Source organism: Bombilactobacillus mellis, assembly GCF_000967245.1.
Classification (GTDB): Bacteria; Bacillota; Bacilli; order Lactobacillales; family Lactobacillaceae; genus Bombilactobacillus; species Bombilactobacillus mellis.
The window spans coordinates 490,176-506,851 of sequence record NZ_KQ033877.1; the positions used below are offsets into that span (position 1 = coordinate 490,176).

At 38.4% G+C, this 16,676-nt stretch carries 15 protein-coding genes; all 15 read left to right on the forward strand.

The features are described from left to right. Positions 1 to 5 precede the first annotated feature (5 nt). On the forward strand, positions 6 to 608 hold the full coding sequence (ruvA, locus tag JG29_RS02305; protein ID WP_045922334.1) for a Holliday junction branch migration protein RuvA: 603 nt from the start codon (positions 6 to 8) through the stop codon (positions 606 to 608). A 13-nt stretch (positions 609 to 621) separates the two neighbouring features. Then, positions 622 to 1,638, forward strand: a complete 1,017-nt coding sequence (ruvB, locus tag JG29_RS02310; protein WP_045922335.1) for a Holliday junction branch migration DNA helicase RuvB — start codon at positions 622 to 624, stop codon at positions 1,636 to 1,638. Position 1,639: 1 nt separating this feature from the next. Further along, positions 1,640 to 2,671 carry a tRNA preQ1(34) S-adenosylmethionine ribosyltransferase-isomerase QueA gene (queA, locus tag JG29_RS02315; protein WP_045922336.1) on the forward strand — a complete coding sequence of 344 codons (1,032 nt, stop codon included), beginning with the start codon at positions 1,640 to 1,642 and terminating at the stop codon, positions 2,669 to 2,671. A gap of 22 nt (positions 2,672 to 2,693) precedes the next feature. Next, positions 2,694 to 3,836, forward strand: a complete 1,143-nt coding sequence (tgt, locus tag JG29_RS02320; RefSeq protein ID WP_045922337.1) for a tRNA guanosine(34) transglycosylase Tgt — start codon at positions 2,694 to 2,696, stop codon at positions 3,834 to 3,836. 71 nt (positions 3,837 to 3,907) lie between these two features. Continuing rightward, positions 3,908 to 4,384, forward strand: coding sequence for a preprotein translocase subunit YajC (yajC, locus tag JG29_RS02325; protein WP_345787360.1), 477 nt, complete (start codon positions 3,908 to 3,910; stop codon positions 4,382 to 4,384). Positions 4,385 to 4,613: 229 nt separating this feature from the next. Next, a complete protein-coding gene (gene zwf / locus JG29_RS02330) occupies positions 4,614 to 6,095 on the forward strand; it encodes a glucose-6-phosphate dehydrogenase (RefSeq protein WP_045922338.1) in 1,482 nt (493 codons plus the stop codon). 2 nt (positions 6,096 to 6,097) lie between these two features. Then, entirely contained in the window at positions 6,098 to 7,204 is a 1,107-nt protein-coding gene (gene dinB, locus JG29_RS02335) for a DNA polymerase IV (RefSeq protein WP_045922339.1), read from the forward strand. A gap of 11 nt (positions 7,205 to 7,215) precedes the next feature. Next, positions 7,216 to 8,163 carry a DHH family phosphoesterase gene (locus tag JG29_RS02340; protein ID WP_045922340.1) on the forward strand — a complete coding sequence of 316 codons (948 nt, stop codon included), beginning with the start codon at positions 7,216 to 7,218 and terminating at the stop codon, positions 8,161 to 8,163. Between the two features lie 13 nt (positions 8,164 to 8,176). After that, positions 8,177 to 9,520 carry a DEAD/DEAH box helicase gene (locus JG29_RS02345; RefSeq protein ID WP_045922341.1) on the forward strand — a complete coding sequence of 448 codons (1,344 nt, stop codon included), beginning with the start codon at positions 8,177 to 8,179 and terminating at the stop codon, positions 9,518 to 9,520. A gap of 242 nt (positions 9,521 to 9,762) precedes the next feature. Beyond that, positions 9,763 to 12,405: an alanine--tRNA ligase gene (gene alaS, locus JG29_RS02350; RefSeq protein ID WP_045922342.1), complete on the forward strand. Its 2,643-nt coding sequence runs from the start codon at positions 9,763 to 9,765 to the stop codon at positions 12,403 to 12,405. A 117-nt stretch (positions 12,406 to 12,522) separates the two neighbouring features. Next, positions 12,523 to 12,795 (forward strand): IreB family regulatory phosphoprotein, encoded by a 273-nt coding sequence (locus tag JG29_RS02355; protein ID WP_045922343.1) that lies wholly within the window; start codon positions 12,523 to 12,525, stop codon positions 12,793 to 12,795. Then, positions 12,792 to 13,244 (forward strand): Holliday junction resolvase RuvX, encoded by a 453-nt coding sequence (ruvX, locus tag JG29_RS02360; RefSeq protein WP_045922344.1) that lies wholly within the window; start codon positions 12,792 to 12,794, stop codon positions 13,242 to 13,244. Before JG29_RS02355 ends, ruvX begins: the two co-directional genes overlap by 4 nt. Before the next feature lie 3 nt (positions 13,245 to 13,247). Then, complete coding sequence (locus JG29_RS02365) at positions 13,248 to 13,550, forward strand: DUF1292 domain-containing protein (RefSeq protein ID WP_045922345.1); 303 nt, start codon at positions 13,248 to 13,250, stop codon at positions 13,548 to 13,550. 20 nt (positions 13,551 to 13,570) lie between these two features. Next, positions 13,571 to 14,113: a CvpA family protein gene (locus JG29_RS02370; RefSeq protein WP_045922346.1), complete on the forward strand. Its 543-nt coding sequence runs from the start codon at positions 13,571 to 13,573 to the stop codon at positions 14,111 to 14,113. Between the two features lie 197 nt (positions 14,114 to 14,310). After that, positions 14,311 to 16,665, forward strand: coding sequence for an endonuclease MutS2 (locus JG29_RS02375; protein WP_045922347.1), 2,355 nt, complete (start codon positions 14,311 to 14,313; stop codon positions 16,663 to 16,665). Positions 16,666 to 16,676: the final 11 nt, after the last annotated feature.

Sequence of the window (16,676 nt, forward strand, 5' to 3'; positions counted from 1 at the left end):
AGGTAGTGTTTGAATATTTAAAAGGTCTTGTAACATATATCAATTCTCACTATATTGTTGTAGAAGCTAATGGAGTGGGTTATCATGTTTTAGTGGCTAATCCGGCCCGTTATCAACCGGATCAAACCAACACTGTTTATGTCGAATTGGTTGTTCGTGATAATGAACAGACTTTATATGGTTTTTTTGATTTGGCTGAAAAAAGACTTTTTCAACAATTAACCTCTGTATCTGGTATTGGGCCGAAAAGTGCCTTAGCCATTTTAGCGGATGATAATCATCAAAATTTGATTCAAGCGATTATGCAAAATGACGTTAAATTTTTAACTAAATATCCTGGAGTCGGTAAAAAAACAGCGCAACAGATCATTTTAGATTTAAAAGATAAATTAACTCAACAAAATAACCTTTCTCCAGTACAGAGAAATGGTGCAGATAATTTAACTACAACTGCTGATACTAATTCCTACTTAAAAGATGGCTTGGCTGCTTTAGCTGCTTTGGGTTATAGTAGTCGCGAAATTGCCAAGGTTACTCCAAAATTGCAACGCTTAAACTTAACTGCAGCAAGTGAATATTTGCGGGCTGGACTAAAGTTATTACATTAAAAGAGGTGATTAGGTGAGTGAGTCGGATATTACTAGCGATCAGATTTTAAATGAACAGGAAAAAACAATCGAAAAGACTTTGCGTCCGCAATATTTGCGGCAATATCTTGGTCAAAACAAGATAAAGCAGCAGTTGCAAATTTATATTCAAGCAGCTCAAAAACGACAGGAATCCTTAGATCATGTGTTGCTCTATGGACCACCAGGGTTAGGCAAGACCACCTTGGCTTTAGTGATTGCTAATGAACTTCAAGTTAAATTACATTCTACAACTGGGCCTTCCATTGAAAAGGCTGGCGATTTAGTAGCTATTTTAAGCGAATTGCAACCGGGAGATGTGTTGTTTATTGATGAAATACACCGTCTACCTAAGAATGTAGAAGAGATTTTATATTCTGCTATGGAAGATTTTTTTATTGATATTGTTGTGGGACAAGGAGCAGAGGCTCATTCTGTTCATTATCCATTGCCACCCTTTACTTTGATCGGTGCTACAACCCAGGCAGGTCAACTATCAGCGCCTTTACGCAGTCGCTTTGGTATTATTGAACATTTGACTTATTATAATGAACAAGAACTCACCGCGATTGTACAACGTTCAGCCGAAGTATTAGCCATTGCCATTAATGAAGCTGGAGCTCACGAATTAGCGCGCCGGTCACGAGGAACACCCCGGGTAGCTAATCGGCTTTTAAAAAGAGTACGAGATTTTGTGCAAGTGGCAGGTGATCAACAAATTACCGCTACCAATGCCGCTAAGGCCTTAGATCAATTGCAAGTTGATACGGCCGGTTTGGATCAAACTGACCGTAAATTATTAAAAATGATGATTAATCTTTATAACGGCGGTCCGCTGGGTTTAAAAACTATTGCAGTTAATATTGGCGAAGAGCAAGAAACTGTAGAAGCTGTTTATGAGCCTTATTTATTGCAGCAAGGTTTTTTAAAAAGAACTCCCAGAGGCCGCGTGGTAACTTCCAAGGCGTATCAGCATTTAGGAATTAAAAAAGCACAAGAGAACGGAGATTAGAATGCTTACTTTAGATGATTTTGATTATGATTTACCGCAAGAATTAATAGCACAAACTCCCCTAAAAAAACGTGATCAATCACGTTTGATGGTTTTAGATCATCAAAGTGGTGAGTATCAAGATCGGCACTTTTTCGATATTGTAGACTATTTGCATCCCGGAGATGCCTTAGTAATGAACGATACGAAAGTTATGCCGGCGCGTTTATATGGGATTAAAATTCCAACCAAAGCACATCTGGAAGTTTTGTTATTAAATAATACTGCCGGTGATGATTGGGAAGTTTTGATGAAGCCGGCCCGGCGTGCACCTGTCGGAACTAAGGTCAGCTTTGGTGACGGTAAGCTGCAAGCAACGGTAACCAAAGAACTGGATCATGGTGGTCGAATGATCCATTTTGATTACGATGGTATTTTTATGGAAATTTTGGAAGAATTGGGCGAAACACCACTACCACCTTATATCAAGCAAAAATTAGATGATCCCAATCGTTATCAAACGGTTTATGCCCGTGAGGAAGGATCGGCAGCTGCTCCAACAGCCGGACTCCACTGGACTAAAGAATTATTGCAAAAAGTTCAGAATCAAGGAGTGCAACTGGTATATTTGACTTTACATGTGGGTTTGGGTACTTTTCGCCCCGTATCAGAACAGAATATTGATGAACATAAAATGCACAGTGAGTTTTATCGTTTGACTCCCGAGGCGGCCCAAGTTTTAAATGAGGTTCGGCAAAAAGGCGGCAAAATCGTGGCTACAGGAACCACTTCAATTCGAACCTTGGAAACGATTGGTACCAAATTTCAGGGGGAGATTCGACCGGATAGCGGTTGGACAGATATTTTTATTAAACCGGGATATCAATGGAAGATAGTGGATGAATTTATTACTAATTTTCATTTGCCTAAGTCAACTTTAGTTATGTTAGTTGCATCGTTTACGGGACGGGAAAATATTTTGCGAGCTTATCAACATGCTGTCGATGAGAAATATCGTTTCTTTAGTTTTGGCGATGCCATGTTTATTAAATAAAAATTGCAGCAATGAGGTCGTTATGGAACAACCAATTAGATATCACTTAATTAAAAAAGAAAAACATACAGGAGCTCGTCTGGGAGAATTAATTACTCCGCACGGGACTTTTCCCACGCCGATTTTTATGCCGGTAGGAACACAGGCCAGTGTCAAGACTATGGCACCGGAAGAACTTCAGGAAATGGGAGCCACAGTTATTTTGGCTAATACCTACCATTTATGGTTGCGCCCCGGATCACCGTTGGTTAAAGAGGCTGGGGGACTGCATCAATTTATGAATTGGAAGCAGGGGATTTTAACTGATTCAGGCGGCTTTCAAGTTTTCTCATTAGCCAAACGCCGGGGAATTACTGAAGAAGGAGTAACTTTTAAGAGTCATTTAGATGGTCGGCTCATGTTTTTATCTCCTGAAAAAGCGATTCACATTGAAAATGATCTGGGCCCTGATATTATGATGAGTTTAGATGAATGTCCGCCTTTTTTTGAATCTTATGATTATTTGAAAGCTTCAGTTGCTAGAACTTCGCGCTGGGCCCAACGGGGATTGCAAGCACATCGTAATCCTAATAGTCAAGGAATCTTTGGTATTGTCCAAGGTGGTGGTTATGAAGATTTACGGCGTCAAAGTGCCCAGGATTTAACTAGTCTGGATTTTGCCGGCTATTCAATTGGTGGCTTATCAGTAGGGGAATCTAAAGCGGAAATGAATCATGTTTTAGAATTTACAACACCACTATTGCCAGAGAATAAACCGCGCTATCTAATGGGTGTAGGTACGGCGGATTCTTTAATTGATGGTGTAATTCGTGGAATTGATATGTTTGATTGTGTTTTGCCGACACGAATTGCCCGTAATGGTACTTGTATGACTTCCCAAGGACGGTTAGTTGTTAAAAATGCGCAGTATGCCCATGATTTTACGCCCTTGGACCCTAACTGTAATTGTTACGCTTGTCGAAATTATTCTCGGGCCTACATTCGTCATTTACTTCAGGTTAATGAAACTTTTGGAATTCATTTAACCAGTTATCATAATTTATATTATTTAATACATTTAATGAGTCAAATTCGTCAAGCTATTCAAGATGATAATTTGTTAGATTTACGAGCGCAGGTTTTTGAACAGTATGGTTTTAACCAAAAAAATGCCAAGAATTTTTAGTGTAAGGGTGTTTGCTGGTTAATTGTTTGTTAGAATAGATATAATAAGTAAATTTTTATGAGGTGAAGAGAGTGAAATTATTAGCAGCAGCAGCAAATAATAGTGGAAGCTATTCGATGATTATTATTATTGTTTTGATGTTTGTTCTGATGTATTTTATGATGTATCGGCCACAGAAAAAGCAACAGCAGGAACGTCAAAAAATGCTGAATCAAATTAAAGTGGGAGATCCCGTAATAACTATTGGTGGTTTACATGGTGTCATTGATTCCATGAATGATGCTGATAAAACGGTCGTTTTAGACTGCGACGGTATTTATTTAACCTTTAGTCGTTCAGCAATTCGTGGAGTAAATAAAGCAGCCGATGCAAGTGCGGAGGCACCTAAATCTTCGTCAACAGCATCAAAAGCCGCTGCTTCAGATGATAATAAAACCACTACAACATCCGAGAGCCAAGCAGCTGCTTCAGAAGAAAAAACAACTGCAGCCGCTGCTTCAGAAGCTTCAGACAAAACTGATAATGAAACACAAGCTGAAAAAGAATAATCTAATGAATTTTATTCAGACTACCGGTATTGTACCAGTAGCAATGAAAACAAAAAGGAGATTGAGTAGTAGCGCTCATCTCCTTTTTTGCGAATAACTGGCTGGTCAATTGACGCTAGGTATAAAATATTATTATGATAAGCTGTTTTTTGAAGTGAACATAGCAAAATTAAAGGCGAATGAAGAGCTTTAATTAAGGTTTTTCAAAAAATTATATGGTGGAGGAACTATGGCAAAAGAGCAACGGGTAGTTTTTATAATTTTTGGGGGTTCAGGAGATTTGGCCCATCGTAAATTATATCCTGCTTTATTTAAACTTTATCTCAAAGGGTATTTACATCATCATTTTGCTGTCATTGGTACCGCAAGACGGCCTTGGAGTCATGAATATTTTCGCCAAACTGTAATGGAATCAATTGGAGAAGATATTGGTGATCAAGAAAAAATTTCAAGTTTTGCGCAGCACTTTTACTATCAGTCACACGATGTTAATGATGCTGCCCACTATTTGGCCTTAAAAAAATTGGCCGCTAAGTTAAGTCAGCAATATCAAAGTCACGGCAATCAAATTTTTTACATGGCGATTGCACCTAGGTTTTTTGGTGTGGTTGCTAAACATTTACATTCAGAAAATTTATTAACAACAACTGGTTATAATCGCATAATTATTGAAAAACCTTTTGGACGAGATGTACAAAGTGCAACTACTTTGAATGCGGGCATTGCTGCAGCTTTTAGCGAGAAGCAAATTTATCGGGTGGATCATTATTTAGGTAAAGAAGTTGTTCAATCTTTACCTTTATTGCGTTTTGCCAATCCGCTTTTAGAAGCAGTTTGGAATCATCATTATATTAGTAATATTCAAATTACTTTGGCCGAAACTTTAGGTGTTGGCGAACGGGCGGGGTATTATGAAACGGCCGGCGCCTTACGGGATATGATTCAAAATCATGCTTTACAAATTTTAGGACTTCTAGCAATGGAAAAACCTGCCGAATTCTCTTCACAGGCTATTCACCAACAAAAAGAGCAGTTATTTGCTCAATTGCCGCAGTATTCTCCTAGTCAAATTGAACAGAATTTTGTCCGGGGTCAATATGATACTGATAAAAAGGGCAACCAATTGGCTTATCGCCAAGCAGATAATGTAGCCAATGATTCATCTATCGAAACTTTTGTGGCCGGAAAAATTCTTATTAATAATTCCCGCTGGCAAGGGGTTCCTTTTTATGTACGGAGTGGTAAACGGCTGCGGCAAAAATCTACCCGGATTGATATAGTTTTTAAAAATAATAACAGTAAAATTTTTACTCCGTCACAACTGCAAACAAGTACAGTGCAACCGGTAATTTTAAGTATTTGCGTAGAGCCGGTGCAGGGGCTTAGTCTAACTCTTAATGGTACTAATCCCGGCCGGGGATTGAAACCTTTTGCGCATACATTAAAATTTCAGCAATCATTAGAAGAAATGAATAATTCACAAGAAGCTTATGAAAAGCTGTTAATTGATATTATTCAAGGAGACCAAACTAACTTTACAACGTGGAATGAGCAAAAGTTAACTTGGGGCTTTATTGACCGGATTCGGGAGTATTGGGATCATACCCGTCCACAATTTCCTAATTATTTAAGTAGTACTTTTGGTCCACAACAAAGCGCGGCATTATTAGCCCAAGACCATCATAAATGGGTCTGGGGATCTGAGGATTAACTATGAGTTTCTTGGAATTGCCTGATATTATTCATGATGAACGAAAAATTATTCATGTAGATATGGATGCTTTTTACGCTTCTGTCGAACAAAGAGAACATCCAGAATATCGGCAGAAAGCTTTGGTTATTGCAGCCGATCCCAGAGAACATAATGGGCACGGAGTCATTACAACTGCTAATTATCAAGCACGCAAATATGGCGTAGGTTCAGCTATGCCGGCTATTAAGGCCGTGGAAAAAATTCCTCAGTCGGAATTAGTTTTTACGCCGCCAAACTTTCCATTATACCGTCAAGTTTCTGCTCAAATTCATCAAATTTTTACTCAAGTAACCGATGTTTGGGAACCTGTTGCTTTAGATGAAGCCTATTTGGATGTTACCAGTAACAAACTCCAACTGGTTGATGTCATTCAAGTGGCACTGATTATCCAACGAACTATTCGCCGACAATTAGATTTGACTTGTTCGGTAGGAATCTCCTACAATAAGTTTTTAGCTAAGATGGCTTCTGATTACGCCAAGCCCTTCGGTCGAACCGTTGTTACTAGTGCGCAGGCCCGTAATTTTTTAGCACCTTTACCTATTAGTAAATTTCATGGTATCGGCAAAGCAACCCAGGTTAAAATGCAACAGTTAGGGTTACAATTTGGTCGAGATATCCAACAAACGCCCTTTGATTTCTTAACTAAAAAATTAGGAAAAATCGGTTTTCTGCTTTATCAACGGGCACGTGGAATTGATAATCAGCCGGTAAAGGCGCATCGGCAAAGTAAGTCAATTGGCCGCGAACAAACTTTTAATCGGCCTATTTTTAATGATCAAGAAAGCCGTCAAATTTTTCAAACAATGGCACGGCAAGTAGCACATACGTTAGAGCAAAAGCGATTGGTAGGGTATACTGTGGTTATTAAGGTTCGAACTGTCGAATTTGTGACCTATACCCGCCGACAGACTTTAAGAAAGGCTACTAATGATGCGGAATTAATTTTTAAAACTAGTTGGGATTTATTGCAGGCTTTAAATTTACAGACACAACCTTTACGTTTATTAGGTATTACAATGACTAATTTACGGGAACAGAATTTTGTAGAAATTGAGTTATTTTAGAGAGGAAAAATATGAATACTTTTGGAGAAATTATTGGACAAATTACGGCAGCATCTAGTATTATTATTCATCGGCATGTCAATCCTGATCCGGACGCTTTAGGATCCCAATTAGGATTAGCCAGTAGTATCCGCAGTACCTATCCTGATAAAAAAGTTTTCGTGGCTGGCGAAGGTGTCGGTGACTTAGATTGGATCGGTACTATGGATCAAGTCGCGGATCAGGACTATCAAAATGCGCTTGTCATTGTAGTTGATACGGCCAATCGCCCTCGGATTAGTGATCAGCGTTTTACTAAAGGGAAAACTTTAATTAAAATTGATCATCATCCGAATGTCGATCCTTATGGAGATTATACCTATGTGGATACCAGTGCTTCCAGCTGTTCAGAAATTATTGCTGATTTAATTAATGCGGCCGGTACTAAATTACAAATGACAACTACAGTGGCGCAAAATTTATATACTGGAATTGTCGGAGATACGGGGCGTTTTTTGCATCCAAGTACTACCGTCCATACTTTGAATATTGCAGCCCAATTAATAAGCTATAATTTTAATCCTAACGCCATTAATTTAAAAATGGGTGAACTAACATTAAGTCAGGCTCAGCTGCAAGGATACGTTTATGAAAAATTACAAGTAGATCCGAGTGGAGCAGCCCAAGTAGTAATTACACAATCTCAACTGCACGCTTTAGGTTTGACAGCTGAAGATGCTCATGTAGCGGTTTCGACTCCGGGACGTTTAAAGGGTGTGCAAAGCTGGTTCGTTGCTGTTGAACAACCAGCTGGTGATTACCGCATTCATTTACGTTCTCAAGGACCGACAATTAATGATTTGGCTGCCAAACATCGCGGTGGAGGACATCCACTAGCCAGCGGAGCCAAAGCTGCTGATTTGGCTGAGATTCAGAAAATTTATACAGAATTAATTACTTTGCAAAAACAATTTAATTAACGAGGTTATTAGTATGACAACATTTGCTGAATATCATTGGTCTGATTTTATTAATACGGCATTGCAACAGATTAACTTTCAACAACCAACACCAGTCCAAGATAAAGTTATACCTTTGATAACTGCAGGTCATGATGTAATTGTGCAAGCACAAACAGGCAGCGGCAAAACACATGCTTATTTATTGCCGCTGTTAAACCAGATTACTCCTCAGCTGCAGGTACAATTAATTATTGCTGTCCCCAGTCGGGAATTAGCAGGTCAAATTCGAGCCGCCGCTGAAAAAATAATTGCTTTGGCTCCAGAAAAACTGCATATTGGTTTTTATGTAGGAGGAACGGATAAACAAAAGCAAATTCAACATTTAAACAACTGGCAGCCGCAAATTGTTATTGGTACCCCCGGCAGAATTTGGGATCTGATCCAAATTCAGGCGCTGCAAGTACAAAAGACACAATTTTTGGTGATTGATGAGGCAGATATGAGTCTGGATTTCGGTTTTTTGCCGGTAATTGATCAAATAGCCAGTAGTCTGCCTGCAGAATTACAAACAATGGTCTTTTCTGCGACTATTCCGCAGAAATTACAACCATTCTTAAAAAAATATTTGCGACAGCCTCAAGTGGTTAACTTAGAAGCTGCGACTGTGATTGCACCTAACATTAGTAATTGGGCACTTTTTACACATGGGCGAGATCGTCAAAAAATAATATATCAACTGCTAACTTTAGGGCAACCTTATTTGGCCCTGATTTTTGCCAACACCAAAAAGAATGTGAATCAAATTTATGATTATTTAAGTGCTCAAGGACTGAAAGTGGCTCGTATTCATGGTGACTTACCGCCGCGGGAACGAAAACGAACAATGAAGGCTATTGCCCAAATGGAATATCAGTTTGTGGTAGCTTCTGACTTAGCAGCTCGTGGAATTGATATTCCAGGGGTTTCACATGTTATTAATGCCGAGATTCCAGTAGAAGATGAATTTTTTATTCATCGGGTGGGACGTACAGGACGTAATAAGATGAAGGGAATTGCTATTACTTTGTATGGCCCTGATGAAGAAGCCAAAATCCAGCATTTAGAACAATTAGGCATTAAGTTTGAATTTAAAGAAATTAGAAATGGCCGACTACTAGCAGCTAAGGCTCATGATGCGCGGCAACAACGCTCTGCTCACCAGCAGGCTTTAGATCCGACTTTAAGAGGCTTTGTGAAAAAACAAAAACAACGGCGAAAACCTGGATATCGGAAAAAAATAAAACAAGCGATTATTTCTGATCGCAAGCGCAAGCAAAAGATACAACAACGCTCTCAACGCCGGCATTTACGTGCGTTAAAAAAGCAGCAGGGTTAAGATAAGAAGTTGACTTTTGACGAATTTGTGCTTATCATTTGTTTGGGTATAGTATTAGTTGGATTTTTTTTAGAGAGGGTAAGGCAGGTGTAATTACCTAAAAATTAACTAATATTGCTACCAGACTTTATTAAAATAAAAATTTAAAGAGGCAAACGATGATCGTTGCAATCAGGGTGGTACCGCGCTTAAGCGTCCTTGAATAGCAGCGATTTTATTTTTTATCTGGAGGATATTACTATATGAAAAAAATGTCGAGTGCTGAAGTAAGGCAAATGTTTCTGGACTTTTTTAAATCCAAGGGACATACGATAGAACCAAGTGCATCGCTCATTCCTAAAAATGATCCAACTTTATTATGGATTAATTCGGGTGTTGCCACTTTGAAAAAATACTTTGACGGCGAAGTTATTCCCAAAAATCCGCGCTTAGTTTCTGCGCAAAAGAGTATTCGGACCAATGATATTGAAAATGTGGGCAGAACTGCTCGTCATCAAACTTTCTTTGAAATGTTAGGTAATTTTTCAGTAGGGGATTATTTTAAAAAAGAAGCCATTGCCTGGGCTTGGGAATTATTAACTAGTCCTGATTGGTTTGGTTTTGATCCTGAAAAATTATTTATTACTGTTTACCCTAAAGATGATGATGCTTACGAAATATGGCGTCAACAAGGGATAAAGGCAGATCATATTTTTAAAAATGAGGATAACTTTTGGGATATTGGTGTGGGACCAAGTGGTCCTGACTCAGAAATTTTTTACGATCGGGGTCAAGAAAATAATGATGTAGCCGAAAATGATCCGGAAAATTATCCCGGTGGTGAAAATGCCCGCTATTTGGAAATCTGGAATATTGTGTTCTCCCAGTTTAATCATTTGCCGGATGGACGTTTTGTTGATCAACCCCATAAGAATATTGATACGGGAATGGGATTAGAACGGATTGTATCTATTATTCAGGATGCACCGACTAATTTTGAGACGGATTTATTTTTGCCGATCATCAGAGCAACCGAAAAAATTAGTCAGCAAAAGAACTACAATGATAACCAAGCAGATGATGTGGCTTTTAAAATTATTGCTGATCATGCGCGGGCAGTAACTTTTGCTATCGGAGATGGCGCTATTCCTTCTAATGAAGGCCGGGGTTATGTCTTACGCCGCTTAATTCGGCGGGCAGTGCTTAATGGAGGGAAATTAGGTATTAGGCAAGCATTTTTGTATAAATTAGTACCCGTAGTTGGTAAAATTATGCAAAGTTATTATCCGGAAATTTTAGAGCAGCAGGACTTTATTCAAAAAGTTATTCGCACAGAAGAAGAACGCTTTGCTGATACTTTGAGCGATGGTTTAGAGCTTTTAAACCAGGAAATAGCTCAAGTCAAAAAATCTGGCAGTTCTGTTTTGAGTGGTCAAGCCGCATTTCGTTTGTTTGATACTTACGGTTTTCCTTATGAGTTAACCGTAGAATCCGCCCAAGAACATGGTCTCAGTGTCGATAAGGCCGGTTTTGCAACGGAAATGGAAAAACAAAAAGAGCGTGCTCGTCAAGCTCAGGGACACCAGCAGTCAATGAGCATGCAAAATCAACTATTAATGTCTATTAAAACTGCCAGTCAATTTATTGGTTATGATTGCTACAGCAGTGATCAGTGTATTTTGAAAAATATTATTAGTGATAATCAAGCAGTGGACCAGTTAGATAGTGGTGCGGCACAATTGATTTTTGATCAGACACCATTTTATGCAGAAATGGGTGGACAAGTAGCCGATGTCGGTATCATAAAGGACACAAATGGCAATGTTGTAGCCGAAGTAGAAGATGTTCAACATGCACCTAACGGTCAAAATTTACATTTTGTTAATGTAAAAGCTCCGATTAAACTCAATGAACGTTATTGTTTGGAAATTGATGTAACCTTCCGGCAAAAAGTCCGGCGTAATCATACAGCAACGCATTTATTAGATCAGGCTTTACGTAATGTATTAGGACCTCATACTCATCAAGCCGGATCTTTAGTCGAACCGGATTATTTACGTTTTGACTTTACTAGTTTAGAAAAAGTAACTGATCAACAATTAGCACAGATTGAACAAATTGTTAATGAACAAATTTGGAAAGAAATTCCTGTACAAACTATTGAAACTGACTTGGAATCGGCTAAGAAAATGGGTGCTATTGCCTTATTTGATAATAAATATGGTGATCAAGTGCGAGTTGTCAAAATTAGCGATTTTTCGCTGGAACTTTGTGGCGGAACTCATGTTGCCAATACAGCAGAAATTGGTCTTTTCAAAATTACAAATGAAACTTCTACGGGTGCAGGTGTGCGCCGTATTACAGCTGTTACTAGTCAAGAAGCTTGGCAATATTATGAACAGCAAGTTGCAATTTTAAATTCTGTTCAAAATCAATTGAAAGTGGCACAAGTTAAAGATATTCCTAACAAAGTGGAGCAATTAAATGCCGAACTCAAAGCAACTCAAAAACAATTAGAAAATTTACAAACGCAATTAGTGCAAAAACAGGCTTCTGGCATCCTCGACCAAGTAGAACAAATTGGTTCTTGGCAACTAACGGCTGCTATTACCCCAGTGAAAAATATGAAAGAATTACGGCAAATTGCAGATGATTGGAAAAATCAGGGTAAATCCGATATTCTGATTTTAGGTGCTAAAAATGGAGCAAAAGCTAATTTATTAGTAGCAGCTAATCAAAAAGCTATAGCAGCTGGGTTAACAGCCGGAACTTTAATTAAACAAATTGCCCCTGAAATTGATGGTGGCGGCGGCGGTCGTGACCAGCTGGCTCAAGCAGGTGGTAAAAACCCTGCCGGTTTGCAAGCGGCTTTACAATTAGCTAAAAAATTATTGCAGGAAGCTTGATTGTAAGCAAAGATTATTTTCCAGCAGCTGTTAATAATTAAGTGATTTTCATAAAATAATATTTGTGGTTGATTTAGTTTTTGAGTATGATAGAACATATAAAAGAGGTGGAAGCTTGTGAGTTCATTAGACAATACAATGAGTTTTGATTTCAATGAAAGTCGAAGACAGGATGTTCGAGATACTCTAAAAAAAGTTTATCAAGCTTTGGAAGATAAGGGGTATAATCCGATTAATCAAATTGTGGGTTACTTATTATCTGGAGATCCGGCTTATATTCCCCGGTATAATGACGCCCGAAATTTGATTTTAAAACATGAGCGTGATGAAATTATTGAAGAATTGGTCCGCTTTTATTTAGAACATGATCATCGTGAGGCAGATAATTGAGGATTATGGGTCTGGATGTAGGTTCTAAAACCGTTGGTGTGGCAGTTAGTGATTTATTGGGCTGGACCGCTCAGGGACTAGAAATTATTCCGATTGATGAAGAAAAATCAGAATATGGTCTCCAGCGTTTGGCTCAGTTAGTAGAAAAATATCAGGTAGAAAAATTTGTTGTGGGTTTTCCCAAAAATATGAATAATTCCATTGGGGATCGGGCTTTGAAATCCCAACATTATGGTCACTTATTAGAAGAAAAGTTTCATTTACCTGTAGATTATATTGATGAACGCTTAACAACAGTTCAAGCATCAAGAATGCTGATTGAAGAAGGCGATGTTTCCCGCCACAAGCGCCATCAAGTAATTGATAAATTGGCTGCTGTCATGATTTTGCAAAACTATTTGGATCGTTTATCCTATCAAAAGACACAGCCACATGATAAGAAAGGATAAGATATGGCTAAACAAACTGATGATGATCGTGAGATTATTTTAAGCGATGATCAGGGAAATGAAGAAGTTTATCGGATATTATTTACTTTTGAAGCAGAAGAATATGGTAAATCTTATGTTCTGTTATATCGTGCTGCTGATGAAATTAATGCTGAAGTTGAGGTGCAGGCCTTTAGTTACACTCCGGATGAAAACGGTGATGTCACTTCAGGAGATTTAGAACCAATTGAAACTAATGACGAATGGGATATGATTCAAGAAGTATTAAATACCTTTTCTGCTGACGATCAATCAGAGGAACAATAAAATTATATTAGGGTGTAAGAATGTTAAGTGGAATAATTATTCTAATTCTAGCTTACGGGATTTATGTGGGGGTTAGACGCGGATTAGTACTTCAAGCAATTTATACTTTCAATTTTGGGATTAGTTTTATAGTAGCTTATTTATCTTGTCGTTGGTTAGGCCCGAAACTTGATCTGATTGTTCCTTATCCGTCTGCTTCTCCGCGCAGCTATTTTGCTTTTTTTAGTAACAAGGTTAGTTTGAGTCTTGATCGTTCTTTTTATTATGGAGTTGCTTTTTTGTTAGTTCTGTTAGTTGGTTGGCTGTTTTCCCAAATTATCGGTCATTATTTATATGATTTGACTTTTTATCCAATGGCTGAGGACTTAAGTCATGTAAGCAGTGCCTTGTTGGCCTTTATTTGCAATTATATTGCTATTTTCTCCGTTTTATACGTTTTGGCCTTAGTTCCTGTTTATAGTTTGCAAAAAGCACTGGACCAATCTTGGGTAGCCTCAGCGATGATCCGCTATTCTTTAATTTTAACTAGATCATTTACGCATTTATTATTAGTGGCAGTTTAACCTTGGCAGAGTTGTTCCAGATGGAAAATTAATTATTTTTGATTTAAAATAAAGAAAAACATTTGAATAAAGTGATTTAATTAGAAAATACAGGCGATAATGGGAATTTTTGAAACTTAACTTATCTACTGTTTTCTAGAGGAGTGGGGAAGATTAATTTATCTCGGCTCCTTTTTCATATTTGTAAGGAAAAATAGATGAATAAAAGAATTTTACAAACTTTAGAGTACTACAAAGTTAAAAATGCCTTGAGTCAATTTTTAATTACGAACCAAGGACAGCAGCAATTGCAAAAATTATTACCCAGTAGTCAACGCCAGCAAGTGCAAGACTGGTTAAATGAAACTAAAGATGGTATGGATGTTTTACGTTTGGATCAGGAAATTCCGGTGGCTGCCACCCAAGATATTCAGCAGGAATTACGTCGCTTGAAAATTTTTGCTACTTTGAATGCCACCGAAATTTATCATATTAGTCAAGTTTTGCAAATTTCTCAAAACATTAAAAAATTTATGGCGGATTTTAGAGAAGCTGGAGTAGATTTTCGCTGTTTATATACGTTAGCCGACCAGTTAGTGGCTTTACCACAAATTACAGAGCGCTTAGTCCAATCAGTCGATGCAAGTGGCAAAATTTTAGACAGTGCTTCACCACAATTACAACAAATTCGCCATACTTTACAAGTTACCCAACAAAGAATCCGCGAACGTTTAGAAGGATATGTCCGCGGCTCTAGTAGTAAATATCTCAGTGAACCGTTGATTACGGTTCGTGAAGGTCATCTGGTGTTGCCAGTTAAACAAGCAGCGCGAAGGCATTTTGGCGGGATTGTTTATGATCAAAGTGCCAGTGGTCAGACCGTTTATGTTGAACCGCAGAGTGTTATTGGATTAAATAATACAGTCCAAGAACAGCAACTGGCAGAAAAACAAGAACTTCAAAGAATTTTGCAGGAACTTAGTGATTTAATACGTCCATATCAAACTGAATTACGGCAAAATGCCTGGCTAGTGGGTCACTTTGATCTGATTAACGCCAAGGCCCAATATGCAAAGTTATTACATGCTACGGAACCGCTGCTAACGGCAGATAACCGTTTTAATTTAAAATCGGCCCGCCATCCTTTAATTGATCCGCAACAAGTAGTTCCTAATTCTATTAGTTTAGGAACGGATTATCATAACTTGATTATTACCGGCCCTAATACTGGCGGAAAAACCATCGTTTTGAAAACGGTGGGGCTTTTAGAATTAATGGCGCAATCAGGATTGTTCATTCCAGCAGCAGAAGGCAGTCAAGTAGCTGTATTTCAAGAAATATTTGCTGATATTGGTGATGAACAATCAATTGAACAAAACTTAAGTACCTTCTCTTCCCATATGGATAATATCATTAATATTCTGCGCCAAACAACTACTGCCAGTTTAGTACTTCTAGATGAATTAGGAGCCGGCACAGATCCGCAAGAAGGAGCTGCTTTAGCAATCGCTTTGATTGAAGCTTTTTCCCAACAGCATTGTGATTTAATGGTTACCACTCACTATCCGGAATTAAAAGTTTTTGCTTATAATTATGCACAAACAATTAATGCCTCGATGGAATTTGATCAACAGACTTTACAGCCCACTTATCGGCTGCTGGTGGGAATACCTGGTAGTAGTAATGCGTTTGATATTGCGAGTCGTTTGGGAATGCCAGCACAGGTCGTTGAGCGGGCGCGTCAATTACAAAGTGGTGCCAGTCAAGATTTGAATGCGATGATTCAGTCTTTAGAAAAGCAGCGCCATAATTATGAAACGACGACTAAAAAATATCAGCAGCAATTAAAAGAAGTTCAACAACAGCAGCAAAATTTAGCTGCTCAAACTAGACACTTGCAGCAGCAGCAGGATCAAATTATTGATCAGGCTAAAGTAAAAGCTAATCAATTAGTTGATAAATCTGAAAAACAGGCGGCCAAAATTATCAAACAATTGCGAGAGCTGCAAGCCAGGTCGGCGGCAACTATTAAAGATGATCAGTTAATTAGTGCGCAAACACAACTGAAACAGTTGCGTCAGGAACGAAAACTTCAAAAGAATAAAGTATTACAACGGGCCAAAAAACAAAAGGCTATTAAAGTGGGCGATGACGTTCATGTGGATAATTATGATCAAGATGGGGTTGTGATTGGTAAGGATAAAAAAGGCAATTTTGAAGTTCAATTAGGAATTTTAAAAATGCGTTTACCCCAAGAACAATTGACAAAGATTGCTGGGGCTCAGCAAGATAAAAAACAGACAGTTTCCCGCCACCGGACGCGAACTTCTTTACCTTTGCAATTAGATCTGCGTGGCAAACGCTATGCCGAAGCAATGGCTGACTTGGATCAATATATTGATGCTGCCTTATTGGCTAACTACGGCCGGGTAACTATTATTCATGGCTTTGGCACCGGAGCTATTCGTAATGGTGTGCAAAAATATCTGCAGAGTAATCCGCGCGTTAAAAAATTTGCTTATGCCCCAGCCAACGCTGGCGGTCAAGGAGCAACTATTGTGGATTTAGGCTAATAATTAAAGCA